This is a genomic window from Cupriavidus sp. 01L45, assembly GCF_056399885.1.
In genome coordinates this window covers 1-25,609 of record NZ_JBFTSG010000028.1, presented here as the reverse complement: position 1 = coordinate 25,609, position 25,609 = coordinate 1, and the positions used below count along the sequence as shown (strand labels likewise).

At 66.1% G+C, this 25,609-nt stretch carries 24 protein-coding genes; 14 read left to right on the top strand and 10 right to left on the bottom strand.

Annotation, left to right across the window (positions count from 1 at the left end; all coding sequences use genetic code 11):
- Positions 1-3: 3 nt before the first annotated feature.
- The gene (locus tag AC1DT6_RS19700; RefSeq protein ID WP_441625145.1) at positions 4-1,053 is read right to left on the bottom strand and encodes a patatin-like phospholipase family protein; all 1,050 of its coding nucleotides are present in this window, start codon (positions 1,051-1,053) and stop codon (positions 4-6) included.
- Between the two features lie 437 nt (positions 1,054-1,490).
- On the opposite strand from AC1DT6_RS19700, the gene AC1DT6_RS19695 reads away from it, so the two are divergent.
- From AC1DT6_RS19695 to AC1DT6_RS19665, 7 genes are all read left to right on the top strand, one after another.
- Positions 1,491-3,320 carry a gamma-glutamyltransferase family protein gene (locus tag AC1DT6_RS19695; RefSeq protein WP_441625143.1) on the top strand — a complete coding sequence of 610 codons (1,830 nt, stop codon included), beginning with the start codon at positions 1,491-1,493 and terminating at the stop codon, positions 3,318-3,320.
- Positions 3,321-3,428: 108 nt separating this feature from the next.
- Positions 3,429-4,409 carry a Bug family tripartite tricarboxylate transporter substrate binding protein gene (locus tag AC1DT6_RS19690; RefSeq protein WP_447431782.1) on the top strand — a complete coding sequence of 327 codons (981 nt, stop codon included), beginning with the start codon at positions 3,429-3,431 and terminating at the stop codon, positions 4,407-4,409.
- A gap of 4 nt (positions 4,410-4,413) precedes the next feature.
- Complete coding sequence (locus tag AC1DT6_RS19685) at positions 4,414-4,968, top strand: GAF domain-containing protein (protein ID WP_441625139.1); 555 nt, start codon at positions 4,414-4,416, stop codon at positions 4,966-4,968.
- 193 nt (positions 4,969-5,161) lie between these two features.
- Positions 5,162-5,620, top strand: coding sequence for a hypothetical protein (locus tag AC1DT6_RS19680; protein ID WP_441625137.1), 459 nt, complete (start codon positions 5,162-5,164; stop codon positions 5,618-5,620).
- A gap of 351 nt (positions 5,621-5,971) precedes the next feature.
- Positions 5,972-6,475, top strand: coding sequence for a (2Fe-2S)-binding protein (locus tag AC1DT6_RS19675; RefSeq protein ID WP_045235768.1), 504 nt, complete (start codon positions 5,972-5,974; stop codon positions 6,473-6,475).
- A complete protein-coding gene (locus AC1DT6_RS19670; RefSeq protein ID WP_441625135.1) occupies positions 6,472-8,802 on the top strand; it encodes a xanthine dehydrogenase family protein molybdopterin-binding subunit in 2,331 nt (776 codons plus the stop codon). The genes AC1DT6_RS19675 and AC1DT6_RS19670 overlap by 4 nt, the downstream gene beginning before the upstream one ends.
- 448 nt (positions 8,803-9,250) lie before the next feature.
- Positions 9,251-10,354, top strand: a complete 1,104-nt coding sequence (locus AC1DT6_RS19665) for a PDDEXK nuclease domain-containing protein (RefSeq protein WP_441625133.1) — start codon at positions 9,251-9,253, stop codon at positions 10,352-10,354.
- A 120-nt stretch (positions 10,355-10,474) separates the two neighbouring features.
- On the opposite strand, the gene AC1DT6_RS19660 is transcribed toward AC1DT6_RS19665, so the two are convergent.
- Positions 10,475-11,383 carry a LysR family transcriptional regulator gene (locus AC1DT6_RS19660; RefSeq protein ID WP_441625131.1) on the bottom strand — a complete coding sequence of 303 codons (909 nt, stop codon included), beginning with the start codon at positions 11,381-11,383 and terminating at the stop codon, positions 10,475-10,477.
- Positions 11,384-11,523: 140 nt separating this feature from the next.
- Here AC1DT6_RS19660 and AC1DT6_RS19655 point away from each other — a divergent pair, with 140 nt between their 5' ends.
- Both AC1DT6_RS19655 and AC1DT6_RS19650 read left to right on the top strand, forming a co-directional pair.
- Complete coding sequence (locus tag AC1DT6_RS19655; protein WP_441625306.1) at positions 11,524-12,210, top strand: CoA transferase subunit A; 687 nt, start codon at positions 11,524-11,526, stop codon at positions 12,208-12,210.
- The gene (locus AC1DT6_RS19650) at positions 12,207-12,842 is read left to right on the top strand and encodes a 3-oxoacid CoA-transferase subunit B (RefSeq protein WP_441625129.1); all 636 of its coding nucleotides are present in this window, start codon (positions 12,207-12,209) and stop codon (positions 12,840-12,842) included. Before AC1DT6_RS19655 ends, AC1DT6_RS19650 begins: the two co-directional genes overlap by 4 nt.
- A gap of 6 nt (positions 12,843-12,848) precedes the next feature.
- On the opposite strand, the gene AC1DT6_RS19645 is transcribed toward AC1DT6_RS19650, so the two are convergent.
- The 3 genes from AC1DT6_RS19645 to msuE form a co-directional block, all read right to left on the bottom strand.
- Complete coding sequence (locus tag AC1DT6_RS19645; RefSeq protein ID WP_441625127.1) at positions 12,849-13,730, bottom strand: alpha/beta fold hydrolase; 882 nt, start codon at positions 13,728-13,730, stop codon at positions 12,849-12,851.
- Positions 13,731-13,857: 127 nt separating this feature from the next.
- Positions 13,858-14,889 carry an isocitrate/isopropylmalate dehydrogenase family protein gene (locus tag AC1DT6_RS19640; RefSeq protein ID WP_477102245.1) on the bottom strand — a complete coding sequence of 344 codons (1,032 nt, stop codon included), beginning with the start codon at positions 14,887-14,889 and terminating at the stop codon, positions 13,858-13,860.
- A 201-nt stretch (positions 14,890-15,090) separates the two neighbouring features.
- Positions 15,091-15,657: an FMN reductase gene (msuE, locus tag AC1DT6_RS19635; protein ID WP_441625123.1), complete on the bottom strand. Its 567-nt coding sequence runs from the start codon at positions 15,655-15,657 to the stop codon at positions 15,091-15,093.
- Between the two features lie 319 nt (positions 15,658-15,976).
- Here msuE and AC1DT6_RS19630 point away from each other — a divergent pair, with 319 nt between their 5' ends.
- On the top strand, positions 15,977-16,183 hold the full coding sequence (locus AC1DT6_RS19630) for a hypothetical protein (RefSeq protein ID WP_441625121.1): 207 nt from the start codon (positions 15,977-15,979) through the stop codon (positions 16,181-16,183).
- Positions 16,184-16,298: 115 nt separating this feature from the next.
- Here the strand turns inward: AC1DT6_RS19630 and AC1DT6_RS19625 are convergent, their stop codons facing one another.
- Positions 16,299-17,147: a D-amino acid aminotransferase gene (locus AC1DT6_RS19625; protein ID WP_477114822.1), complete on the bottom strand. Its 849-nt coding sequence runs from the start codon at positions 17,145-17,147 to the stop codon at positions 16,299-16,301.
- Positions 17,148-17,495: 348 nt separating this feature from the next.
- On the opposite strand from AC1DT6_RS19625, the gene AC1DT6_RS19620 reads away from it, so the two are divergent.
- The 3 genes from AC1DT6_RS19620 to AC1DT6_RS19610 all read left to right on the top strand — a co-directional run bounded on the left by AC1DT6_RS19620 (position 17,496) and on the right by AC1DT6_RS19610 (position 19,780).
- Positions 17,496-18,629, top strand: coding sequence for an alkene reductase (locus tag AC1DT6_RS19620; RefSeq protein ID WP_441625117.1), 1,134 nt, complete (start codon positions 17,496-17,498; stop codon positions 18,627-18,629).
- A gap of 248 nt (positions 18,630-18,877) precedes the next feature.
- Positions 18,878-19,036, top strand: a complete 159-nt coding sequence (locus tag AC1DT6_RS19615; protein WP_441625115.1) for a hypothetical protein — start codon at positions 18,878-18,880, stop codon at positions 19,034-19,036.
- An 18-nt stretch (positions 19,037-19,054) separates the two neighbouring features.
- Entirely contained in the window at positions 19,055-19,780 is a 726-nt protein-coding gene (locus AC1DT6_RS19610; protein ID WP_441625114.1) for a response regulator transcription factor, read from the top strand.
- A 46-nt stretch (positions 19,781-19,826) separates the two neighbouring features.
- On the opposite strand, the gene dkgB is transcribed toward AC1DT6_RS19610, so the two are convergent.
- From dkgB to AC1DT6_RS19590, 4 genes are all read right to left on the bottom strand, one after another.
- Complete coding sequence (gene dkgB / locus AC1DT6_RS19605; RefSeq protein WP_477102242.1) at positions 19,827-20,630, bottom strand: 2,5-didehydrogluconate reductase DkgB; 804 nt, start codon at positions 20,628-20,630, stop codon at positions 19,827-19,829.
- Positions 20,631-20,811: 181 nt separating this feature from the next.
- A complete protein-coding gene (locus AC1DT6_RS19600) occupies positions 20,812-21,468 on the bottom strand; it encodes a DUF3299 domain-containing protein (protein ID WP_441625110.1) in 657 nt (218 codons plus the stop codon).
- 14 nt (positions 21,469-21,482) lie between these two features.
- Positions 21,483-22,763, bottom strand: coding sequence for an ABC transporter permease (locus AC1DT6_RS19595; RefSeq protein WP_441625108.1), 1,281 nt, complete (start codon positions 22,761-22,763; stop codon positions 21,483-21,485).
- A complete protein-coding gene (locus tag AC1DT6_RS19590) occupies positions 22,760-23,521 on the bottom strand; it encodes an ATP-binding cassette domain-containing protein (protein ID WP_477111416.1) in 762 nt (253 codons plus the stop codon). The genes AC1DT6_RS19595 and AC1DT6_RS19590 overlap by 4 nt, the downstream gene beginning before the upstream one ends.
- Before the next feature lie 251 nt (positions 23,522-23,772).
- Between AC1DT6_RS19590 and AC1DT6_RS19585 the strand changes: the two genes are divergently transcribed.
- Positions 23,773-25,011, top strand: coding sequence for a TetR/AcrR family transcriptional regulator (locus AC1DT6_RS19585; RefSeq protein WP_477114821.1), 1,239 nt, complete (start codon positions 23,773-23,775; stop codon positions 25,009-25,011).
- The last annotated feature ends 598 nt before the right edge of the window (positions 25,012-25,609 follow it).

The window sequence follows — 25,609 nt, the reverse complement described above, 5'->3', positions numbered from 1 at the left end:
TCCTCAAAGGAATTCCTTTTTGATGTCAATGCTAGAGCGCTGGCCAACATTGTCGTAGTTTTCCGTGATCCATGCCTCGGCCGCAGCCCTCCCCTTGTCACGCAGGAAGCAAAGGAAGTCCCAGTCGGCGTTGTACTTGCTCGACGCGCCGAGGGCGCTCATCGTCTCATCGGAACGGATGGAGTGGATCAGCATTTCCTTCATTTCGCTCCGATCAACCTTGCCTTGCTGGATGAGCGAAGTCACGAAGGCTATCGCGCGCATTTCTCGCATGAGCGACGAGTTGAAACTTACCTCATTGACGCGATTGAGGATGTCGGCGGCAGTGGTCGGCACGCCACGGCGTACGATCGGATTGATATGGACAATCACGACATCGCTTGTATTGCAGTGATAGATCAGCGGGAAAATTGCCGGGTTACCCACATAGCCGCCATCCCAAAAGTACTCGCCATCGATGGACACGGCCTGGAACAGGGTTGGCGGACAGGCCGAAGCCAGCACGCCCTCAATGCAAATGTCCTCGCTTGAAAAGATGCGTATCCTGCTAGTCTCGACATTGGTCGCACACAGATAAATCTGTATCGGGCAATGCTTGCGCAATGCCGCAAAATCGACCTGCTTCTCCAGCACGTCCCGGAGCGGATTCGAGTTATTGGGATTGAACTGGTATGGCGACAGGATACGAAGAACGATATCCGCCATCGCGTACAAGGGCGAGTGATTCAGCCCAAAGCTATGTGTCCCTTTCAGCCACGGCACCCAGCGCGCCGGGCTGTACCGCGCTGCCGATTGCGCGATCGCTAGCCAGAAATCGTGGAGCGCCTGGCGCGCCTGCCCGTGCCCGCCTTGCAGCAAGCCATGGGCGAGCACGGCGGCATTCATCGCCCCCGCGCTCGTTGCACTGACGCCTTCGATGGTAAATCTCTGATCCTCGAGCAGCCGGTCGAGGACTCCCCACGTGAACGCGCCGTGCATGCCGCCACCCTGCAATGCAAGTGCAATGGGCTTTTGTTCACCGTTATCGGTCTGCTTACGGAGATCCCCAGCCATCCTGAAGCTCCTTGGTGGTGCGCACGGGAGCGTGCCCGCCGGGTATCAACTTCCGTAGGCATTGCGCGAAGTATCGTAACCCGCGCTTCTCCAGGCGTTTGCTCGGCGGCTACCAGCGCAGCGCTAATGGATACCCGCCAAACAAGGCTTCCGGCAGTGCGTCGAATGACAGGGGCCGCTGTCCTGAGTGTAGTAAAGATGGGCATGGTCAACTTGGCGGCGCGGCAGATCGTGCCGCAGCTGGCGGACGAGGGGACCGGCTTAGCGTCGGAATCTGCATTCCAGCAGGATCGGGGGATTTTTATGCATAACCAATTTCTCATACAACAATAAGAAATACGCGACAAACGGTTATCCAATAACCCTATACTTCAAGGCAACCACCCCCTTCGGCTTGCGCTGCCTTCGCCGCCCTGCCCGGACCCCACGGAGCCTCCATGTTCACCACCCGCCCGGAAATCGTCGGTACCTTTGGCGTGGTCTCGTCCACCCACTGGCTGGCCTCGCAAACCGCCATGAGCGTGCTCGAGCGCGGCGGCAATGCCTTCGACGCGGCGGTGGCCGGCGGCTTTGTACTGCAGGTGGTGGAGCCGCACCTGAACGGCCCGGGCGGCGAAGTGCCGATCCTGCTGTGGAGYGAGCGCGAACGCGCGGTGCGCTCCGTCTGCGGCCAAGGTCCCGCGCCGGCACTGGCCGACCCGGCCGCAATGCGCGCCAGGGGGCTGGACCTGGTGCCCGGCATCGGCCTGCTGCCCGCCACCGTGCCTGGCGCCTTCGGCGCATGGCTCACCATGCTGCGCGACTACGGCACCTGGACGCTGGCGGATGTGCTGGCGCCCGCCATTGCCTATGCGCGCGACGGCTTCCCGCTGGTGCCGCGCATCTCGCAAGCCATCCTGGCGGTGCGCGAGTTGTTCCAGAACGAGTGGCACAGTTCGGCCAACGTCTGGCTGCCGGATGGCCGCGTGCCGCGCCCCGGCAGCCTGCATGCGACGCCTGGCGTAGCCCGGACCTATACGCGCATTGTGGAAACGGCCGAGGCCGCCGGCGGCACCCGCGAGCAGCAGATCGACGCCGCGCTGGATTGCTGGTACCGCGGCTTCGTCGCCAGGGAAATCGACAGCTTCTGTCGCACGCAGGCCGTGCGCGACACCACCGGCGAGCGCCACAAGGGCCTGCTCCGCCATGAAGACATGGCTGACTGGACGCCTACCGTGGAAGCACCCGCAACGCTGGATTTCGGCCGCTATACGGTGGCCAAGTGCGGCATCTGGAGCCAGGGCCCCGCCTTCCTGCAGCAGATCGGCATGCTGCGCCACGCCGACCTTGCCGCCCACGCGCCCACCTCGCCCGAGTTCGTCCACCGCATCGCCGAGGCGGCCAAGCTGGCCATGGCCGACCGCCTGGCGTGGTACGGCGATCCCCGCTTTGGCGACGCGCCGCTGGCCGGCCTGCTCGATCCCGCCTACCTGGCCGCGCGCGCGCGCCAGATTGGCGAGCGCGCCTCGCCCGACATCCTGCCCGGCATCGTCGGGGGCCGCACGCCCCGCCTGCCCGATCTCGGCGCGGCGGAACGCACGCTGCGGCAAGCCGATGTGCGCTTCGGCGTGGGCGAGCCCACTTTCGCGGCAATGCCCCCGGTAGCGGAGTGGGCCGAGCGCGAGATCTTTGTCGGCGACACCTGCCACATCGACGTGATCGACCGCCACGGCAATATGGTCGCCGCCACGCCGTCGGGCGGCTGGCTGTCGTCCAGCCCGGTGATTCCCGAGCTTGGCTTCGCGCTCAACACCCGCCTGCAGATGACCTGGCTCGAACCGGGCCTGCCCAATACGCTGGCGCCGGGCAAGCGCCCCTGCACCACGCTCTCGCCTTCGCTGGCACTGCGCGACGGCGAGCCCTACATGGTGTTCGGCACGCCCGGCGGCGACCAGCAGGACCAATGGTCCGTCGCCTTCTTCCTGCGCCACGCCGTGCACGGCATGAACCTGCAGGAAGCCATCGACGCGCCCGCCTGGCATATCGATCATTTTCCCGGGTCCTTCTGGCCACGCTCGGTGGTCCTCAACCGGCTCAGCGTGGAATCGCGGCTGCCTGAAGACACCATCGCGGCGCTGCGCGCGCGCGGGCATGAGGTGAAGGTGGGAGAGCCATGGTCGGAGGGCCGCATGTCCGCCTGCACCAGAGAGCGCGATGCGCAGGGCCGGCTGGTGCTGCGTGCCGGCGCCAATGCACGGGGCATGCAGGGATATGCGGTGGGGCGTTGAGAGCGTTGAGGGCCGTCGGAGCAGACCAGCGGTCCGGCAAGGCAAGCAGTAATCGAATCAAACCGGATCGCATCAGGCGGTTCGCATAGCAATCGGAGAAGGAAAGAGATGAAAACCGTTTTGAAGCGCTGCCTGCTGGGCCTTGCCACGTTCTCGCTGTTCTGCGCCGCCTCCGGGGCCGGCGCGGCCGATCCCTATCCGCAAAAGCCCATCACCCTGATCGTGCCGTGGGCCGCCGGCGGCTCCACCGACATCCTGGCACGCGTACTCTCCGAACACCTGACCCGCTCCCTCGGCCAGCCGGTAATTGTCGACAACAAGCCCGGCGCATCTGGCAACATCGGCTCGGCCATGGTCGCGCGCGCCAAGCCCGACGGCTACACCCTGCTGGTCGGCTCCATGAGCACGCACGCGATGAACCCCGCGCTGATGCCCAACATGCCGTTTCGCGGCGTGGAAGACTTCACGCCACTGGGCCTGCTCGCCTACGTGACCAACACCATGGTGGTCAACCCATCGGTGCCGGCGCACAACGTCAAGGAGCTGATCGCTTACGCGCGCGCCAATCCCGGCAAGCTCGCCTACGCGAGCGCCGGCCCCGGGTCCACCAACCACCTGAGCGCAGTACTGTTCGAGAAGATGGCCGGCGTGCAGATGCTGCACGTGCCGTACAAGGGCGGTGCGCCTGCCGTGGTCGATACCGTGGCCGGGCAGACGCAATTGCTGTTCTCCGCCGGCACGCAAACCCTGCCACACGTCAAAGCCAGCAAACTGCGCCTGCTCGCCGTGACCGAGAGCAAGCGCTCGCCGCTGCTGCCCAATGTGCCGACCGTGGCGGAAACCGTGCCTGGCTATGAGCTGTCCGTCTGGTACGGTGCCTTCGGCCCCGCTGGCATGCCGCCCGCTCTGGTGACGCGTCTGAACCAGGAGATCAACAGGATCATGTCGATGCCGGAAGTGAAGGAGAAGATGAACGCCATCGGCGTGGAAACCGCCACCTCCACGCCCCAGCAGTTCGGCGCCATCCTGCGCCGCGATGCCGACCGCTACGGCAAGCTGATCCACGACCTCGGCATCAAGGGGGAGTGAAGCTGTGACCGATCATGTTCCTGACCTTGCCGCCGCCCCCGCTCACGCTACTGTGTCGCTGCCTGCGCCACTGCTCGCCTCGCTGTGCGGCGCGCTGGCCCGCGCAACCAGCCCCGCCAGTGCCTTCGATGCGATTGGCAACGCCACCGCCGCACTGCTCGGCCCCGGCCTGCTCACCATCAATGCCTACCGGCGCGCCAGTTCGGAAGTGGTGCGGCTGTGGTCCTCGGACAAGGCCGCCTATCCCGTGGGCGGCAGCAAGCGCAAGGCCGATACGCCATGGACGCGATGGGTGCTGCATCAGGGCGAGGTCTTCGTGGGCGAAGGCGACGCCGCGCTTGAGGCGGTGTTCGACGACATCGCCGTCATCCGCGGCCTTGGCCTGTCGGCGGTAGTCAATGTGCCGGTGTGCGAGGACGGCCGCTGCGTGGGCACCTTTAACTTCCTCGCGGCGCGCGGCGCATGGACGGAGGGGGAAGTTGCGACTTTGCGGCTGCTGGCACAGATGGTCGCGCCGGCGCTGATCGCCGCCAGCCGGGTAGCACAGCCCGGGGCTTGAGGCGAGCGCGCAACGCGCCTGCCCCCTTAATTCAAAAATATTGAACAATCCATCCTGAGAAACCAAGTCATAGCCACCGATGGCTCTCCTATAGTTCGTTACATGAACGGCGCGCAGCAAACAAAGCAACGTTCTGGCAGATGCAACGAATAATCAATGAAATTCAACGAATTTTAAGAAACCGGAGAACATCATGACCAAGACCATCGCCCTCAAGCTTGCTTCCACCCTCGTGCTGTCGTTCGCCGCCATCGGCGCCGCCCACGCCGCGACCGCCAAGGACCTGCTCCCCGGCGACAAGTACGGCTATGCGTTCCGCACCACGGTGCCCGCCGACAAGTATGGCTACGACTTCCGCACCCACGACGCCTTTACCGACGGTGCCCGCAGCGGCAAGCTGGATACCTTCACCGACGGCGCCCGCATCGCCGGCCTGGATCGCACGGGTGTCTCGGCCTCTCCGGCCCGCGGCTTCGATGCCTACACCGACGGCGCCCGCACCGGCAAGCTGGATACCTTCACCGAAGGCGCCCGCATCGCTGGCCTGGACCGCACCGGTGTCTCGGCCTTCCCGGCCCGCGCCTTCGATGCCTACACCGATGGCGCCCGCACCGGCAAGCTGGATACCTTCACCGACGGCGCCAACGCCTGATGCAGTACCCGCAGTTGGTATCCCGCCGCGGCACCATGTGACCTGGTGCCGCGGCATTGGATGCCGCCGCGCAAGAACACTCCCCTCCCCCCCTCCCCGCTTCGCCCCCACCACCACAATTCCATTTTCTGGAATTAAGAAATCCCGACTCCGCCATTCCGTGAATCAACGGCCGGGATCACAATGCGCGTTGCGCAACGCTGCCGCAGCGGCATGGCGCCCGGCCGGGCGGTCCACTCTCACCACACGAACCACTCCCCCGCCCTCACACACGCGGCAGCGCAGGAATGCGCAGGCACTGGCCCGCACGCCAGCCCTCTTCCCCGTTGCACCTTCCCCGCAAAAATACACATGAGAACAATCACGATCAACGGTGTGCCGCAAAAGATCGACCTGCCCGACGATGCTCCGCTGCTGTGGGCCGTGCGCGATCACATCGGCCTGACCGGCACCAAGTTCGGCTGCGGCATGGCGCTGTGCGGCGCCTGCACCATGCATATGGATGGACAGCCGATCCGCTCGTGCGTGACGCCGATCTCGGCCGTAGCGGGCAAGAAGATCACCACCATCGAAGGCTTGTCGGCCGACAAGATCGGGCAGGCCTTGCAGGCAGCCTGGGAGGAATTCGGCGTGCCGCAGTGCGGCTACTGCCAGGCCGGCCAGTTGATGTCGGCCACTGCGCTGCTGCACGCGAACCCGCACCCGAGCGAGGAAGACATCGACGGCGCCATGAGCGGCAACATCTGCCGCTGCGGCACCTATACGCGCATCCGCGCCGCCATCCAGCACGTCGCCAGATCGAACGTGGCCGCGAAACCGGTTGCCCAGCCAGCTGGCAAGAGGAGCGCAAAATGAGCGAACGAAACGTTCTCGCCGTGGCACAGGCCCAGCCGGACCACGCCGGCAGCCCGCAATCCGCCGGGCGCCGCCGCTGGCTCAAGGGCATGGGCGCCGTTGCCGGGCTCACGCTCACCGTGGGCCTGGACGGCATCGTGCTGGCGGCCGACGAACCCAAAAAATACGGCCGCGACGGCATGCCCGGCGGCGCGGTGGACAGCCCGCTGGTCTTCCTCTCCATCGGCGAGGACGGCAAGGTGAGCATCGTGTGCCACCGTTCGGAGATGGGACAGGGCGTGCGCACCAGCCTGCCGATGGTGGTGGCTGACGAACTCGAGGCCGACTGGGCGCAGGTGCTGGTGGTGCAGGCCCCGGGCGACGAGATCCGCTACGGCAACCAGAACACCGACGGCTCGCGCAGCGTGCGGCATTTCTTCGAGCCCATGCGGCGCGTCGGCGCCAGCGCCCGGACGATGCTGGAGGCCGCCGCCGCCGCGCGCTTGGGCGTGCCAGTGAACGAAGTGCAGGCCCGCAACCATGCCGTGGTCCACATGCCCAGCGGCAAGAGCCTCGGCTATGGCGCGCTGGCGAAGGACGCCTCGCGCCTGCCGGTACCCGCCCCCGCCAGCCTCAAGCTGAAGGATCCCGCCCAGTTCCGCTATATCGGCAAGAACAGCACGCGCAATATCGATGGTCACGCCATCGCCACGGGCCGCGCGCAGTACGGCATCGACGTGCGGCTGGACGGCATGCTCTACGCCGTGATCGCGCGCCCGCCGGTGTTCGGCGGCAAGCTGGCCAGCGTCGATGCCGCGCAGGCCATGAAAGTGCCCGGTGTGATCAAGGTGGTCGAACTGACCGGCAGCCCCGCGCCTGCGATGTTCCATCCGCTGGGCGGCGTGGCGGTGATCGCCAGCAATACCTGGTCGGCCATCAAGGGCCGCGAGGCGCTGAAACTGCGCTGGGACGATGGCCCCAATGCCAGCTACGAGTCTGGCGCGTTCCGGGCGACGATGGAAAAGGCCGCGAACCAGCCCGGCAAGGTGGTGCGGAACCAGGGCGACACCATGGCCGCGCTGGCCGGTCCCGGCAAGCGGATCACGGCGCAGTATTACCTGCCGCACATCGCGCACGCCACCATGGAGCCGCCGGTTGCCACCGCGCGCGTCGCCGGCGGCAAATGCGAGGTCTGGGCATCGGTGCAGGCGCCGCAGGCCACGCGTGAAACGGTCGCAGGGCATCTGGGCCTGAAGCCCGAGGACGTCACGGTGCACGTGACGCTGCTGGGCGGCGGATTTGGCCGCAAGTCCAAGCCGGACTTCGCCGCCGAGGCCGCGCTGCTGTCAAAGGCCATGGGTGGCAAGCCGGTCAAGGTGACCTGGACGCGCGACGACGACCTGCATCACGATTACTTCCACACCGTTTCGGTTGAGCACATGGAGGCGATGCTCGGCGCCGACGGCCGCGCGCAGGCCTGGCTGCACCGCACCGCCGCATCCACCATCACCTCCACCTTCGTGGCCGGCGCAAAGAACGAAGCCGCCTTCGAGCTCGGCATGTCCGCGGTGAACATGCCGTTCGACATCCCCAACGTGCGCGTGGAGAATCCGGAGGTGGAAGCGCACACCCGCATCGGCTGGTTCCGCTCGGTGTCCAATATCCCCCACGCGTTCGCGGTCCAGTCGTTCGCGGCGGAACTGGCCACGGCTGCGGGGCGCGATCATCGCGACTACCTGCTGGCGCTGCTGGGCCCGGACCGCCGCATCGACCCGACCCAGTTGTCCGACGCCTGGAACTACGGCGAATCGCCGCAGCAGTATCCGCTCGATACCGGCCGCCTGCGCGGCGTGATCGAACTGGCCACGCGCGAAGCCGGGTGGGGCAGGAAGCTGCCGAAGGGACACGGGCTGGGACTGGCAGTCTGCTACAGCTTCGTGACCTACGTAGCGGCGGTGATCGAGGTGGTGGTCGGCGACGATGGCGGCATCAGCATCCCCCGCATCGACATGGCGGTGGACTGCGGCGCGCAGGTCAACCCGGACCGCATCCGCTCGCAGGTGGAAGGCGCCTGCATCATGGGCATCAGCCTGGCCACCACGGGCGAGATCACCTTCAAGGACGGACGCGCCCAGCAGGACAACTTCCACCAGTACGAGGTAATGCGCGCGCCGTCGGCGCCGCGCCAGATCCACGTGCACCTGGTGCCGGGCAAGTTCGACGCACCGCTCGGCGGCGTCGGCGAACCGGCCGTGCCGACCATTGCACCCGCGCTGTGCAATGCGATCTTCGCGGCTACGGGCAAGCGCATCCGCGCGTTGCCGGTCCGGGACCAGTTGAAGGCCTGAGCCTGAGCGGCGGGGCATTGCAATCGGCGCAGCAGCCTGCCTGCAATGCCCTGCACTCAATCCGATATTCTGTCCTGTTCGACGTCGGGGCGGCTGCAGTCGCCCGGTCAAGATACAACGCCAGTCGAGTTCGACTGCAAACCGGTATCCCCGACCTGCGCGAACGTCTTCTGCAAACGCGGCTCCTCTAGCCAAAACCCAACGGCCATCCTGACGAAAGCGCGCACTGATAGAATCCCGCAAGATGAATTCGACCGTGTAGCTGAAACGATCTAGGTGCCGCAGCATCTGCCGTGGTGTGCCACTGCATTGGTGACTGGTCACGCTACCCCGCCGTAGCTTGGGCGCAAATCAACGGCTGAGGAGAAGGGACGATGGATCGAATGCAATTCTTGCGGATCACTCCCCGCATATCGATGCTGGAAACGCAGCGGGTAGGCCGTTCACAATGACGCGCAAGCGAACTGCAACGCCTGCCCCTCCGCCCGGCGAGGAGGTCAACGCCGAGGCGCTTGTCGGCGACATACGTCGCCTGATTTGCGAGGCCCGCACGGGGCTTGCCGTCACGGTCAACGCCGCGTTGACGATACTATATTGGCGCGTCGGCCAGCGCATCGGCTCGGAGGTGCTTCGCGGCGAGCGCGCCGGGTACGGCGAGCAGATCGTCGTTTCCCTGTCGCGGCAGTTGGAGGCGGAGCATGGTCGTGGCTTCAGCGCCAAGAATTTGCGGCACATGCTGCGCTTCGCTGAGGTTTTTCCGAGCGAGGACATTGTCTACGCACTGAGTAGACAATTGAGTTGGACCCACCTCCGCAGCCTGATTTACATTGATGACCCGCTAAAGCGCGAGTTCTACCTGCAGATGTGCCGCGATGAGGGGTGGAGCACCCGCACCCTGCAGGACCGCCTGGACTCGCTGCTGTTCGAGCGCACCGCGTTGTCTCGCAAGGCGGATGAGCTTTTAACCGAAGAACTCACGGCGCTGCGAGAAAGGGGCGAACTGACCCCCAGCCTGGTACTCAAAGACCCCTATGTCCTCGACTTCCTGGGCCTGCAGGATCGCTATCTGGAGCGCGACCTTGAGGATGCCATCCTGCGCGAGTTGGAGCACTTTTTACTCGAACTGGGTGCAGGCTTCACCTTTGTTGCCCGTCAGAAGCGGCTGCAGATCGACAACGACGATTTCTATATCGATCTGCTGTTCTACAATCGCCGCCTCAAGCGTCTGGTGGCAATCGAGCTRAAACTGGGTGAGTTCAAGGCCGCCGATAAGGGACAGATGGAACTCTACTTGCGCTGGCTCGCCAAGCACGAGCAAGAGCCTGGGGAAGCACCACCGCTAGGCATCATCCTCTGCACTGGCAAGAAACGCGAGCACATCGAACTGCTGGAACTGGATCAAACTGGCATTCATGTCGCCGAGTACTTGACCGAGCTTCCGCCCCGGCAACTGCTGGAGCAAAAGCTCCATGAAGCGGTCGCGCTATCGAAGGCGAGGCTAGAGAATCGCGCCGGCGACACCAGTGGAAGGCTGGAGGCGGATGCACAATGACCGGAACGCCGGGTTACTGATCGGACTCGTCGCTCAAGGAGAAACAGGCGACCGATCACAGCAACCACCACCATTTGGCAACAGTCGTCACAACGATCGCAAGTGTCGGTCCTGTGTGATTCACTTCGGCTGCCGCCCCCTCCCCTGCCTGCACCGCTCGATCAACCGCAGCACCGTGGGCGAGCGTTCGTTCTTGCGATGTACCACGGCAAGCTGCGACGTCACCTCGTTGCGCGCCAGCGGCTTGAATACCACGTCGGGCGGCGCGAACGCGCGCATCGAAGCCGGGATCAGCGCCACGCCGAACCCGGCCGCCACCATGCTGATGATGGTGGCCATCTGGCTCGACAATGCCTCCACGCGCGGCTGGAAGCCGGCATTGCCGCAGATGGCAAGGGTGATGGCGTAGAAGCCGGTGCCGTGTTCGGTGTGCGTGCAGATAAACGTCTCGTCGCGCAGCATGGCCACATCGATGCGCGCACGGCTTGCCAGCGCGTGCGTGGCATGCAGCGCGACCACGACCGCTTCCGCGGCGATATCGAACAAGGCCAGCCCCTCTGGCAAGGCTTGCAACGGCGGGCGGATAAAGCCGATATCGAGCGCGCCGCGCGCAACCGCGTCGAGCTGGGCCGGCATGTCCATCTCGCGCATGGCGAGCCGCACGGCCGGATAGTCCTGGCGGAAGCGATAGACAAGCCTCGGCAGCAAACCCGAGAGCGCGGCGGATGCCACGTAGCCAATGGACGCGCTGCCGACATCGCCACGGCTCGCGCTGGCGGTGGCCAGTTCGGCGTGCCGGACCTGCCGCAGGACGCCCAGCGCTTCCTCTTGGAAGACAGCGCCAACCTCCGTCAGCGCCAGCCGGCGCTTGCTGCGCGAAAGCAACGGCGCACCCGCCTCCTGCTCGATCCACCTGAACTGCTGGCTCAGCGCCGGCTGCGAAATGCCGAGGCGCTCCGCCGCGCGGCCAAAGTGCAGTTCCTCCGCCAGCGCGGCGAAGTATCGATAGTGTCGGAGTTCCAGGTTCATCGGGATGGCCAGTGCGCGCAATATAAGCCTAGCTTATCAATAATTAAGCCTCTTGTACTTGAACCTATCGATCCGGACGCCGCATGATGCATGGCTTGGCGGCGGCGAAGCCGCGGAACGGGAGCGTGTCGGGCATGGAATTGGTCAACAAACGGGTAGCAAGCTGCGGCGAGGCCATCGCCGATCTGCGCGACGGCGCCACCGTGATGGTGGGCGGCTTCGGCAGCGCCGGCCTGCCCGGCGGCCTGATCGCCGCGGTGCTGGCGCATGGCGCCAGGGATCTGATGGTGATCTCCAACAACGCCGGCTACGACGGCGAGGGCGTGGCGAGCCTGATCGAAGCCGGGCGCGTGCGCAAGCTGGTCTGCTCGTATCCGCTGACGGCCGGGGCCACGGCCTTTCGCGACGCCTACCGGCGCGGCGAAGTCGAGCTGGAACTGGTGGCCCAAGGCACGCTGGTGGAGCGCATCCGCTGCGCCGGGGCCGGGCTGGGCGGCTTTTACTGCCCCATCACCGCCGGGACCATTCTTGCCGAGGGCAAGGACACGCGCGAGATCAACGGCGTGCAGCACGTGCTGGAACTGCCGCTGCATGCGGATTTCGCGCTGATCCGCGCGCGCACCGCGGATCGCCTCGGCAACCTGGACTATCACCTGGCCGGGCGCAACTTCAATCCCGTGATGGCGACCGCCGCGCGCGTGGTGGTGGCGGAGGTCGACACGATGGTCGAGGCCGGCGCCATGAACCCCGAACATATCGTGACGCCGGGCATCTTTGTCCATCGCCTCGTCACCACCGACGGCCAATCCGCCAGGAGCGAACAATGATGCGATGGAACAGGGAGCAGATCGCCCGGCGCGCGGCGCAGGACATCCGCACGGGATCCTATGTCAACCTGGGCATCGGCCTGCCGACGCTGGTCGGGGACATGATCCCCCCGGAGCGGGAGGTCTTCCTGCATAGCGAGAACGGCATCCTGCATCTCGGGCCGCGCCCGCCGCCAGGCGAGGAAAACCCGGAACTGATCAACGCCAGCAAGCAGCCGGTGACGCTGCGTCCCGGCGCGGCGATCTTCGATTCCGCGCTGAGCTTTGCCATGATGCGCGGTGGCCATCTGGACCTGGCCATCCTGGGCGCCTATGAAGTGGCGGAAAACGGCGACCTGGCCAACTGGACCCGGGGCGATCCCAACACCCCGCCGGCCGTGGGCGGCGCGATGGAACTCGCCTTTGGCGCCCGCGAGGTCTGGGTGCTGATGGAACACACCACGCGCGACGGCCGCCCGCGCCTGCTGCGCCGCTGCACGCTGCCGTTGACCGCACGCGGCGTGGTCTGCCGCATCTATACGGACCTGGCAGTAATGCGCGTGACGCCCGACGGCTTGCGGGTGGAGGCAATGGCGGAAGGCATCACACTGGAAGCGCTGCAGGCGGTGACCGAGGCGCGCCTCCTGCCCTGACGCCCGTCAGCGGCCGGACACCACCCGCCCGATCCACGCGGCGAGGATGGCAATCACCTCCGCACGGTTGGTCTCGTTCAACGTCTCATGGCGTGCGCCGCCGAATACGTGGGACGACACATCGGTCTGCCCCGCCGCGCGATAGCGGCTGACCAGCGGCTCGAACCAGGCGAGGTGATTATTGACCGGATCACGGTCGCCGGTGAACAGGTAGATGGGCAGCCCCGGACGGATGCGGCGCAGCGTATCCGGCTCGGCCAGGCGCGCGCATTCGGCGAACATCGAGGCACGCGACGCCGGCGTGACGGTGAAACCGCACAGCGGATCGGCGATATACGCATCCACCTGTGCCGGGTCGCGGCTGAGCCAGTCGAAGGGCGTGCGGCTGTCCGGCACCCCGGCATTCATATCCTCGAGCTTGAAACCCGCCCGCGCCGCCTCCAGCATCAGGTCCACCGCGGTGGTGCCCGACAGCGCCGCGCCGGCGAGCAACTCGCTGTGCTCGGCCAGGTAGCACTGCGTGGCGAACGACCCCATGCTGTGGCCGAACAGGATCAGCGGCAGGCCGGGATGCTGCGCCCGCGAGTGCCGGCTGAGCACGGCCATGTCGTCCGCCAGTGCTGCAAAGCCACGCGGCCCGAAGTCACCAAGCTTATCCTGGGCGGCCGCATCGGCGCCATGCCCCCGGTGCTCGCTGGCATAGACCACGTAGCCCGCGCCCACCAGCGCTTCGGCCAGCGGCCGGTAGCGCAGCGCATGCTCGCCCATGCCATGCGCGATCTGCACCACGGCGCGCGGCGCCGCGCCTCCCTGCCAGCGATGGACCTCGATCTTGTGGTCGTCGTTGGAATCGAGACGGAAGTGGAAGTACGGTTCCGATGTCTGCATGCCAAGCCCTCGGTTAGCGCCGGCTTGTGTCGGGAGTGACGGTAGCGGCGCAACCATGGTACGCAAGAGCGCGTGGCGGGACTATCCGGGTTGGTCCTGTCGGCGGCGCCCAGCATGTGCCGGTGCGTCAACCCAGCCGCTTCACCACCGCGTCGGCAAATTGCAGCGTGGACGCCGAGCCCTTCAGGTCGCCGGTCCTGACCTGGTCCTCATTGAGCGCCAGGTCGATCGCCTTGCGCAGCCGCAACGCCAGGTCCTGCCGGCCTGCATGTTCGAGCATCAGGCCGGCGGCCAGCATCAGCGAAATCGGATTGGCAATGCCCTTGCCGGCGATATCGGGAGCCGAGCCGTGCACGGCCTCGAAAATGGCGGCGGTATCGCCGATATTGGCCCCCGGCGCCATGCCCAGCCCGCCCACCAGGCCGGCAATCTGGTCGGACAGGATATCGCCGAAGAGGTTGGTACAGAGCAGCATGTCGAACTGCCAGGGGTTGAGAACGAGCTGCATGGCGCAGGCATCGACGATGCGGTCGTCCATCTCCACGCGGCCCGCATAGTCCTGCGCCACCTCGCGCGCGGCTTCCAGGAAGATCCCGGTCAGTGCCTTGAGGATATTGGCCTTGTGCACCACGGTGATTTTCTTGCGCTGGTTCCTGACCGCGTACTCGAAGGCGAAGCGGGCGATGCGCCGGCAGGCGTCGCGCGTATTGGTGCCGGTGGAGACCGCCACGGCATGCGGGTCGTCGCCCACGGGGATGTAATAGTCGTGGGCCACGTAGAAGCCGCCCACGTTCTCGCGCACCAGCACCAGGTCGATGTTCTCGAAGCGTCCCGGCACCAGCGTGCGGGCGGGCCGCACATTGGCATAGAGATTGAAGGCTTCGCGCAGGCGCACGTTGACCGAACGGAAGCCGCCGCCGACGGGCGTGGTCAGCGGGCCTTTCAGCGCCAGGCCGGTACGGCGAATGCTGTCGAGGGTAGCCTCGGGCAACGGGTCGCCGCCCTGGGCGATGCCCGCCATGCCGGCCTGCTGTACGTCCCAGGAGAATGGCGCGCCCAGCGCGTCCAGCACCTTGACGGTGGCCTCCACCACTTCCGGCCCGATGCCGTCGCCGGGGATCAGGGTGGCGGGGATCTGATTGGCTGCTCGGATTTCCATATGCTTGTCCTTTGGAGGAATTGGGCGGCGCGCCGGCGGGGGAGCCGAGGCGGGCTTTCGCTCACAAGCATAGATTACGCCCGTGACAATCGGGCCCGACCGCGCATGAGCAGGCAATGACGGACCGGAACCAAGGACACGGCGTGGCAACGAACGCTTGCCGAAAGCCGGGATGAAGACATCCCGGCTGCGGCGCTCCCCTCAGGCGGCACGCTGCAGCGGCGATCTGCGGCTGGCGCCGAACAACGGCGCGGCGCGGTCGGCGGCCAGGCGGATGCGCTCGGCCAGCGCATCGCTGCTGACCTGGTGGTTCTGGAAATCGCCGGGGCTGCCATACACGCCGATCGGTAGCGTCAGCGCCTGCAGGAATCCGAACAAGGGCCGCAGCTGATGCTCCAGCACCAGCGCGTGCCGGTCGCTGCCACCCGTGGCCGCCAGCAGCACGGGCTTGCCGGCCAGCGCCTCCTGCCCCACCAGGTCGAACAGATGCTTGAAATGGCCGGGATAGGACCCGCGATAGACAGGCGCCGCCACCACCAGCAGGTCGGCGGACTCGATCGCAAGCAGCTCGTTTTCAATCTCCGGCGGCAGTTCGGCGCGCGTCAGCGCGGCGCCCAGTGGGCGGGCGATCTCGCCCAGGTTGACGATATGGCTGTGCAGCAGCAGCTTGCCATCGAGCTCGCCAAGCAACGCCCGCACCAACGCGAGCGTGCGCGAGGGCTGTTGCGTACTGCCGTTGACGGCGACCACTTTCAGCGGTGTAGCCATTGGAAAAACCTCCTGTCGATATCGATTGGTCCTGGATTCGCGCATTGCAATGCCTGCCCGGTGCCGCGCTTGCGACAGCGCCGTTGTCCGCAGGCTTTGTCCGTCTCAAGCGGTCGCTTACAAGTCCCTCACGATAGCGCAGCACAGCAAGCCGCCGAAGGACGAAATTCGTCTTTGCATAGATGCGTGGGGTGTATATGCGAATGCGAATCCCGACCGCCATCGCGTGCGCTGCGGCCCTCCCCCGCTTCGCGCCGGCTGTGCGGATTTCGCGTTTGCATATCCGGAATCACTCGCTCGCGAGCGCGAGGCGCAGGCCATGCCGGGATTGGTCTGGCCTGCCCGCGCTGGCACATGGCAAGGCAGGGAAGAGGCCGCGTCGACGCAGGGGGAGCTGAAACTGGAAGCAGCGGGGCAATCCCTGACTGCCGCGCCCGACGACGCCTACTGGCAGGCCCGTCCGCAGGCCGCCAGGCGCAGGGAGAGCCGGAATACCGCGCAGCAGGCGCTGACGGCCGCAGCATGATCGCCGCAGCCGCCCTGGAACTGGATACCGCCGCCGGCACGCTGCTGCTCTGCCGGCCGGACGGGCAACGCCAGTCGCTCGGTCACGCCGGGCAACCAGCCACACCGTTCTCGTACTACGGCGCCACCTTGGCTGCCTGGTACGYAGCGTAGAGCTTCTTGAACACAGGGCCGGGCTCGCCGCTGCCGATGGTCTTGCCGTCGATGGTCACCACCGAGAGGATCTCCTTGCTGGCCGACGTCAGCAGTACCTCGTCGGCAGCCATTACCTCGTCCTGCGAAATCCGGCGCGCTTCCAGCGAGATATCCAGCGCCGCGCACAACTCCTCCATCCAGCCGTAGCGGATGCCTTCCAGGATCAGGTTGTCCTTCGGCGGCGCCGAGACCCGGCCCTTGCCGACCACCCAGACATTCGACGCCGAGGCTTCGGTCAGCGCGCCGTCGCGGAACTGGATGGTCTCGGTGACACCATGCTCCGCCGCGTTCTGCGCCGCCAGCACATTGCCCAGCAGGGAGGTCGACTTGACCTGGCAGTGCAGCCAGCGCTTGTCCTCGGCCGTCACGCAGGCCACGCCCTTCTCGCGCATGTCCGCCGACGGCAGCGACATGGGGTTGGTCATGATCAGCACCGTCGGCGTCACCTCCTTGGGGAAGGCATGGGTGCGCCGTGCCACGCCGCGCGTGACCTGAATGTAGACCATCTGGTCGCTCAGGCCGTTGGCGCGCACCACGCGGTCGATCAGCGCCATCCACTCCGGCTCGGCGTGCGGGTTGGGAATGCCGATGGTTGCCAGGCTGCGCGCCAGGCGGGCCAGGTGCTGGTGCAGGCGGAAGGGCTTGGCGCCATAGATGGGGACGACTTCATACACGCCGTCGCCAAAGATAAAACCGCGGTCCAGCACGGGGATGCGGGCTTCTGACAAAGGCGTGAGTTCGCCGTTGAGGTAGACGATTTCGTCGTTCATGTTGGGTAGCGCCAGGGTGGGGAGAGCGGTAAAGGACGGAAGCGGAATCCGTCGGTTGACGCATTGTTCCATAAGCCCCGGCGGGCGCTTATGCAAAATCGGCATGAACTGCCCGAGGACGGCCCCGGGGGCCACCGCGTGATGCCTGTATCACTACGGGCAGTTGGCCATCCTTGAGCCCGCCGCAAGAATCATTTGCCTGTTACAGGGTTTTTGCAAAAGCGGCCCGTCCCGATAATCCATACATCATCCCGGCAATACCGCCGGGCGGCCCGGGCCCCAGGTCCATCCAGGGCCGGCCCCCTGTGGCCGCTTCTTGCCTGGCCAAACCGACGAGCGAGAGAAACCATGCTGTTCACCCCCTACACCTTCGGCCATATCACCACCCGCAACCGCATCGTGATGCCGCCCATGACCCGTTCGCGTGCCGCCGCCGGCGACGTGGCAACGGACCTGATGGCCGAGTATTACAGTCAGCGCGCCACTGCTGGCCTGATCATCTCGGAAGGCACGCAGATCAGCCGGCAAGGCCAGGGCTATGCCTGGACGCCTGGCATCTACAGCCCCGGACAGGTCACAGCATGGCGCAAGGTCACCGACGCAGTGCACGCCGCCGGCGGCAAGATCTTCGCGCAGCTCTGGCACGTCGGCCGCGTGTCGCATACCACGCTGCAGCCGGGTAACACCGCGCCAGTATCGTCGTCGGCGCTGGTCGCCGAGGGCGTCAAGGTGTTTGTCGATGCCACCGGCCAGGGCCCGCAGGGCGGTGTCGGCGAGATGATCCAGCATTCCGCCCCGCGCGCGCTGAACATTGACGAGATCCCCGGCATCGTGGCCGACTACGCGCAAGCGGCGCGCAACGCGCTGGCAGCCGGCTTCGACGGGGTCGAACTGCATGGCGCCAATGGCTACCTGATCAACCAGTTCATCGACTCGCAGGCCAATACCCGCGGCGACGAATACGGCGGCTCGCTCGCCAACCGGTTGCGCTTCCTCAAGGAAGTCGCGCAAGCGGTGACCGACGTAGTCGGCAAGGACCGCATCGGCGTGCGCCTGGCGCCGCTCACCACGCTGCAAGGCGCGGTCGACGATACGCCCGAAGCGACTTACCTTGCCGCGGCACACGCGCTCGGCCAGATCGGCGTGGGCTATATCCATATCGCCGAAGCAGACTGGGAAGACGCACCCGTGATGCCAGCCACGTTCAAGGAAGCGCTGCGCGCCATCTATCCCGGCACGCTGGTCTACTCGGGCAACTACAGCAGGGCACGCGCGGAAGAAGCGCTCACTAAAGACTGGGCCGACCTGATCGGCTTCGGGCGCCCGTTTATCGCCAACCCTGATCTGCCCTACCGGCTGCAGCACGATCTGCCGCTCAATGCCGGCGACCGCTCGAAGTATTTCGGCGGCGGTGCCGCGGGATACACCGATTACCCGAGATTTACGCCGCAGGGCGAGAGCGAAACCAAGGCCGCGGCCTGAGCCGCTGCCGGTGCGCTGCCGTGCTTTCATGAAACGGGCGATGAAGCGGCCCGCGCCGTGCAACTGGCGTCGGCAGCGTAGAAGGCGCCCGTGGATGTCAACAAAAGCGATATCGCCACCGGGCTGCCAAGCACCTGGCGGCACGGATCGGAGGCCAGACGTACAACGAAGCCAGCAAACACACCGGATTCGTACCATTTAGGACGTGTCCGATTTCATTGCCAGCATGCCGCCAGTAAACTGGCGGCATGCCTTCCGCTGCCGCCCCCCTTCCCTCCGACATCCACGCCCTGCAGGCGCTGAGGCGCGCGCGCGCCGGGTTGCTGCCCGAACGGGACGCTACGCTGCGGCAGCGCAATGCGGAGGTATCGCAGTCGATGCGCGCGCCGGCCCGCGAACCGCACTAATGCCCGTTGGACAATTCTATGAAGATTGCACTGCTCGCGGATCTGTCGCTTAAGGCCAGGATCATGGCAGAGGCCCTCTCCCGCGCCGGGGTGTATTGCCACACCTACCACGCAAGCCGCGAGTTCTTTCGCGGCATCGACCAGTCCGGTTACGATGTCCTGCTGGTTGACCACGAACTGGCCGACCTGCCCGCGGTTGAGGCTGTGTGCGCGCTGCGCAGCGCCGGGCGCTGCAAGGTGCCGGTGCTGGTGGTTTCCAACCGCCGTGACGAGGACTCGGTCGTCAATACCCTGCAAGCCGGGGCCGACGACTATATGATCCACCCCCTGCGCTTGCGCGAACTGGTGGCCCGCCTGCACGCGCTGCAGCGCCGCGCGGCCTCGCACCAGCAAGCCCCGAGCCCGGACATCACGGTCGGCCACTATTCACTGGATTGCCAGTCGCACCAGGCCGTGTTTCAGGGGCGCCGCATGCCCCTGACCCCCAAGGAGTTCGATCTTGCTTCGCTGCTGTTTTCCAGCGTCGGCCGCGTCTTGTCCCACGCCTACATCGAATGCGCGATCTGGGGCTATGCGCTGCCGCCGCGGTCGCGCGCGCTGGCCAGCCTGGTGTCGCGCCTGCGCGCGACCCTGGAGCTGCATCCCCGGAATGGCCTGGTCATCATGGTCGTGTATGGCCACGGTTATCGCCTGGATGAAACCGGTGCCAGGCGGCAACGGCCGAGCCCGCACATGATTGGCTGAGCGACGGCTGCCGCGCCGGCTTCGGTAACATCCCATCCGTGGCGCCTCAATCCCAAACCGGCGCCAACCCCTCCGGACTAGTCAGCCTCCCGCCCCTCTCCAACCCGGCAATCCCTGCCATCTCTGCCTCCGACAAGCGCACATCAACGGCCCCCAGATTACTCTTCAGGTTAGCCCGCTTGGTCGAAGACGGAATCACCGCATAGCCAAGCCGCATGGCCCAGGCCAGCACCACCTGCGCAGGCGTGGCGCCGTGCCGCTGCGCGATCTCCCGGATCACCGGGTCCTGCAGCGCCTTGCCGTAGGCCAGCGTCATATACGACGTAATGTGAATGCCCTGGCTGCGCGCGAAGTCCGCGACCTTGCGGTTCTGCAGGAAGGGATGCAACTCGATCTGGTTGGTGGCGATCGCTCCGGCGCCAACGGCATCGATCGCCTGCCGCATCAGGTCGACGGTGAAGTTGGATACACCGATCTGACGGGTAAGCCCTTGCTCGCGGGCCTCGGCCAGCGCCGTCATGCATTCGGCGACCGGGACCGTGTTGTCCGGCGACGGCCAATGGATCAAGGTCAGGTCGACATGGTCGGTGCGCAGCCTGGCGAGACTCTCCTTCAGACTGGGCACCAGTCTGTCGCGTGAGAGATTCTCGACCCAGATCTTGGTCGTCACGAACAGGTCGGCACGGGCGACGCCGCTCTCGGCGATGGCCTGGCCGACTTCGGCCTCGTTGCCGTAGATCTGCGCGGTGTCGATCGCGCGGTAGCCAACGTCGAGGCCGTTGCGCACGGAATCGATGACAGTCTGGCCTTGCAGGCGGAAGGTACCGAGGCCAAGGGCGGGAATGGGCATTGTTGTTTCCTGATTCGGGGTTGTATCTGGCCGATGGGGCCATGGCTTGCCGCAACGCAAGCCTTGCTTGCCTTCACAGCGAACATGCCCCGAGTATCCGCGCTGCCCGCCGCGAGAAAAACCATGTCCCGCGCAGAAGATACTTGATTCCGGAGCAAGAATGGAGCGCGCGCTGCCTCCGCTATTGCCGCGCGGGCGGGAGATAGGGCTCCACCCGCGCCCCGTCCATGGCATAGCCGGCGTAGCCCATCATGGTGTCTGCCCGCTCGACCCGCATCGCGCCGCCGATCCACACGGTGTCCATGGTGCGCAGCCCCGGCAACGGCTTGTCCGTGCGGACGTGGATGACCTGGTTGGCGGGCGGCGGTGGCACGTGGATGCACGCGCCGAAGTACGGCACCAGCAAGAACTCGCGAATCGCCTCGCCTTCTGCGTCGAGCGAAACCACAAAACCGGCAAGACGTACCGCCGCGCCAGCCAGCGCGGGTTCAACGGGCGCGTTCTTCCAGTACTGCCGTGCCTTGTACAGGGCAATCTGCGCGCGGGGATCGGCGTCGTCGAGCTCGTCGAGCTTCAGGCCCTTGAACGGCGCCAGCGGGTCCCAGCCCTTTGGCAGCAGATCTCGCCACGCTATCTCGCGGAAGGCGGGGTCAGGCGTGGAAGGCGCGACGGCAGGGCGCAACGCCTCGCCTACTGCATAGGCGGATGCGTGCGCGGCGGCGCCCGCAGTGGCGCCGGATTCGGGCTCGGACAGCGGCCGGAAGAAATATGCCGCGCCTCCGCCGGCCAGCGCGATGACAGTGAGCGCAATCAACGTGCGCCGGAAGCGGGCAGGCATTGGCGTCCTCGTCTTCATGTCGTCGGCATCAGCCCGTCGGCCAGGCTCAGGCGATAGGCGCGCCATCCAGGCAGCAGGCTCACGCAGAAGCCGGCGCCCACCGTGGCGGCCAGCAGCGGCCATTCGCCGGGCGTGGGCCAGGCTGCGGGCACCGTTACGCCGAAGGCGGATTGCAGGTAAGGGCCGGACACCGCCGCCAGCACCGTCACCAGCGCGAGGCCAAGGAGCGCGCCCGCCAGCATCACCACCAGCCCTTCCAGCGCCAGCATCGCCAACAGGTCGCCCGGCCGTGCGCCGACCGAGCGCAGGATGGCGAGTTCGCGCCGCCGCTCGCCCAGCGCGGCAAGAATGGACGATACCAGCCCCGCCAGCCCGACCACCACCACCAGCCCCGACACCACCAGCAACGCGCGCTCGGCGACACCGGTCACGCGCCATAGCTCATCCAGCGCCACGCCCGGCAGCACCGCCATCAGCGGCTCATGCGGGTCTTCGGCAATCTCCCGCTGCACGGTGAAGACTTGCGACCTGAGCTTCAGTCCGACCAGCACGCCGGTCACGCTATGGGGCGTCAGGTCGAACTTGCGTACCTGCTCCGGGAGGATGGCAAGGCCCGGCAGCGGCATGCCGCCCTCCCAGCCAAGGTGGATGGCCTGCAGCGCTTCCAGCCCGATATGCACGGTGCGGTCCACCGGCGTGCCGGTGCGCGCCAGGATGCCGCTCACGACGAAGGGCCTGTCCTCATGCCCGGCATGGCCTGCGTGCGCCGGCCCGTCGCCATCGCCATCCCCGTGGCTCAATACAATGCGGTCGCCCACGCGATAGCCCAGCCGGTTTGCCACCTCGGCGCCGAGCACGGCATCGAACAGCGCCGCGAACGGCTTGCCCTGCGCGAGGACCAGCGGTTGCCGGTCGCCGTAGCGGTAATGCACGAAGTAGCCGGGGGTGGTCGCCAGCACCGGGAAGCCGCGGTGCGAGTCGCCCAGCGAAAGCGGAATGGTCCACGCCACGGCCGGATGGCCTGCCAGCCGCCGGGCGCTGTCCCAGCTCATATTGTTGGTCGTGCCGCCAAGGTGGAACACGGTGTACAGCATCAACTGGACCGGGCTGGTGCGCGCGCCCACCACCAGGTCGGTGCCGGACACCGATTGCGCAAAACTCGCCCGTACCTGGTGCCGGATGCGCTCCACGCCCAGCAGCATGGCGGTGGACATGGCAATCGCCAGCAGCATCAGCAGCAGGTTGAAGCGGCGGTTCCATGCGCTGCGCGCGGCCATCGCGAGCATCAGCATCACGCCGGCCCCGCCGCATGCGGCGCATGGGCCGCCGGCAACGACAACCGCCGCTGGAAGCGCGTGGCCAGGCGTTCGTCATGGCTGACAAACACCAGGCTGGCGCCGGCAATTCCGCATTCCCGCTGCAGCAAGTCCATGAAAGCCTGCTGTCGCGGCGCGTCCAGCGCGGAAGTGGGTTCATCGGCAAGCACGAGGCGCGGCCGGCCGATCAGCGCTCGGGCCGCCGCCACGCGCTGCTGCTGGCCGACGGAAAGCCGGGTCACGGCACGCTGCCACAGCGCACGCGGCAGGTCGAGCTGCGCAAGCAGCGCATGCGCGGCGGCTTGCGGCGTCGCGCCCTGCGCCGCGCTGCGCTCGCGACGGCTGCGCGAGAAGCGGCACGGCAGCAGCACGTTGTCCACGACGGAAAGATAGGGCAGCAGGTTGAACTGCTGGAAGATGAGGCCGATATGGTCGGCCCGGAAGCGGTCGCGCCGCGGCGCGCTAAGCGCATCCGGCGCCGTGCCCAGCACGCGCAGGCTGCCCCGCTGGGGCGCCAGCACCCCGGCCAGCACCGACAGCAAGGTGCTCTTGCCGCTGCCGCTCTGGCCACAGACGAATACCTGCTCGCCCGCGTCCAGCCGGAACCGGTCGAGCCGCAGGCAAGGCGCGGCCTGCCCGGGCCATGTGAACGCGATGCCCCGCAGGTCGATGACGGGATCGCCGTTGGTGCCGTTCGCCGCGTTGATCAGGTCGATCCCGCTGGTATTGCTGGCCATCCGATGCCCTCCTCGCGCCGCCAGGCATAATGCAACAAAGTTGCATTATGCTGTCAGCCGGAGAAGGAAGGCAATAGCGCACGTGACGCCGGGCGATCGGATGCCACGTTGGCGAGCCCTTGCGCGGCATCAAACGGGAGCCATCCTGTGAATCCGTTCGGTACACTTATAGTCCCGTCGAGACCGCCCGGATCAATGCGCCCGCTCAAATGATCCGCGCCTCCGGCCAACGAATGCAGATACATCACTCCATGCTCAAGGAAACAGCGGAAGCCCGCCCCACACGCCGTTATGTGGAGAAACGCGACGCGATTCTCGACGCGGCTGCCCGCCTGTTCAACCGGAAGGGCTTGCGTGGCGCCACGCTCTCGGACGTTGCGCAGGAAGTCGGGCTCAGCACCAACAGCATCACCTACTACTACCGCAAGAAGGAAGACCTTGTGGTGGCCTGCCTGATGCGCACGATTGACGAGATGGCGGGCATCGCCGACGCCACGGCCGACGAGCCCGGCCCGGAGGCACGGGTGCGCCGGTTTATCGCGCTGTTCTTCGAGCGGCTGGCCAGGACGGCAACGGGAGAGCGCCCGGAGCTGATGAGCTTTCGCGAGATCCGCTCGCTGCCGGACACCCACGCGGACGTTGCCTTCGAGGCGTATACCGACATGTTCCGGCGTATCCGCAAGCTGCTGCGTGCGGAAGCACCGCGGAGCCCCGCGCAACGCAGCGCGCTCAGCGCGGCAGCGCACTTGCTGCTGTCGCTCACCAGCGGCGCGATGACATGGGTCGAGCGCTACGAACCGCAGGACTACCCGAAAGTCGCGGAAACGGTCGTGGATCTGCTGCTCAACGGCTTTGCGTCGCCTTCCTCGAAATGGGACGACACCACTCCCGCCTCGCCGCCGCTGCCGGTGATCGACACACCCGAGACAACTCAGGAAGCCTTCCTGCGCGCCGCTACCGAGTTACTCAACGAACTGGGCTATCGCGGCGCCTCCGCGGATCGCATTTCCGCGCGGCTGAATCTCACCAAGGGATCGTTCTATCACCACAATGAGAACAAGGACGACCTGATTTCCGCCTGCTTCGACCGCATGTTCGCGGTCATCCGGGATGCGCAGTCGAAGGTGGAGGAAGGGCCGGGCACGGGCTGGGACAAGTTGTGCGCGATCTCGCGTGCGCTGGTGAGCTATCAGTTCTCTAGCAAGGGGCCGCTGCTGCGGCTGACCATCTATGGGGCGCTGCCGGAGGAGATGCGCAAGGAGAAGATRTTGACGATGAGCCGGCTGTCTGCACGGTTTACGCGGTTTCTGGTGCAGGGGATGCAGGATGGGTCGATCCGGCCGATGGATCAGTCGATTGCTTCGTTGCAGGTGAATGGGATGATTAATGCGGCGGTGGAGTTGCAGCGGTGGGTGCCGGATGCTTCGGGGGGGAATGCTGGGGATTTGTTTATTCGGCCTTTATTTATGGGGTTGTTTTCTGGGGAGTGATGGGGGTTTCTATTTTTCGGTGTGTTTTTTGGGGGATGATGGCTTTATTTTGGTGGTGTTGGTTTTTGCACCCAAAAGCGTACGACATCCCCCTGCGGGGGACGCCGGTCACTCTTCTTTGCTTCGGCAAAGAAGACTAACGAGAAGAAAGCCGACCCTGCCGGGGGCAGAGCAATAAGGCTCTCGAATATCGATGGTTTCGTCGTGCGGCCCAGAGTGCCGGCTAGCTTCTGCCGGTACCGGCTTGACTGACCACGAGCCTGCCAGCTTCCGGGATTCGTGGTGAGGCCCCCGGTAGCAGACATCACTTGCTTCAAGCCGTCTGTCGCTCGCGTAGTGGCCGCCCACGAAGTTGCAGGCGCACCGGTTCCGTCGTGGGCGCGGTGGCACCGGGTTGATATGCCCAAGACCCTGATCACCGCGCCCGCCCCACCACGAAACCATTGGCAGGCGATGTATCGTGGTGCTTCGCACCGGTAACGGCAGATGGCCGAATGGGCAAGGATTCCGCTACCGGGGGTCGCACCACGAATCCCGGAAATTGGCAGATTCGTGACCCTGCAAGCTGGTACCGGCAGAAGCTAGCAGAACTGCTGGC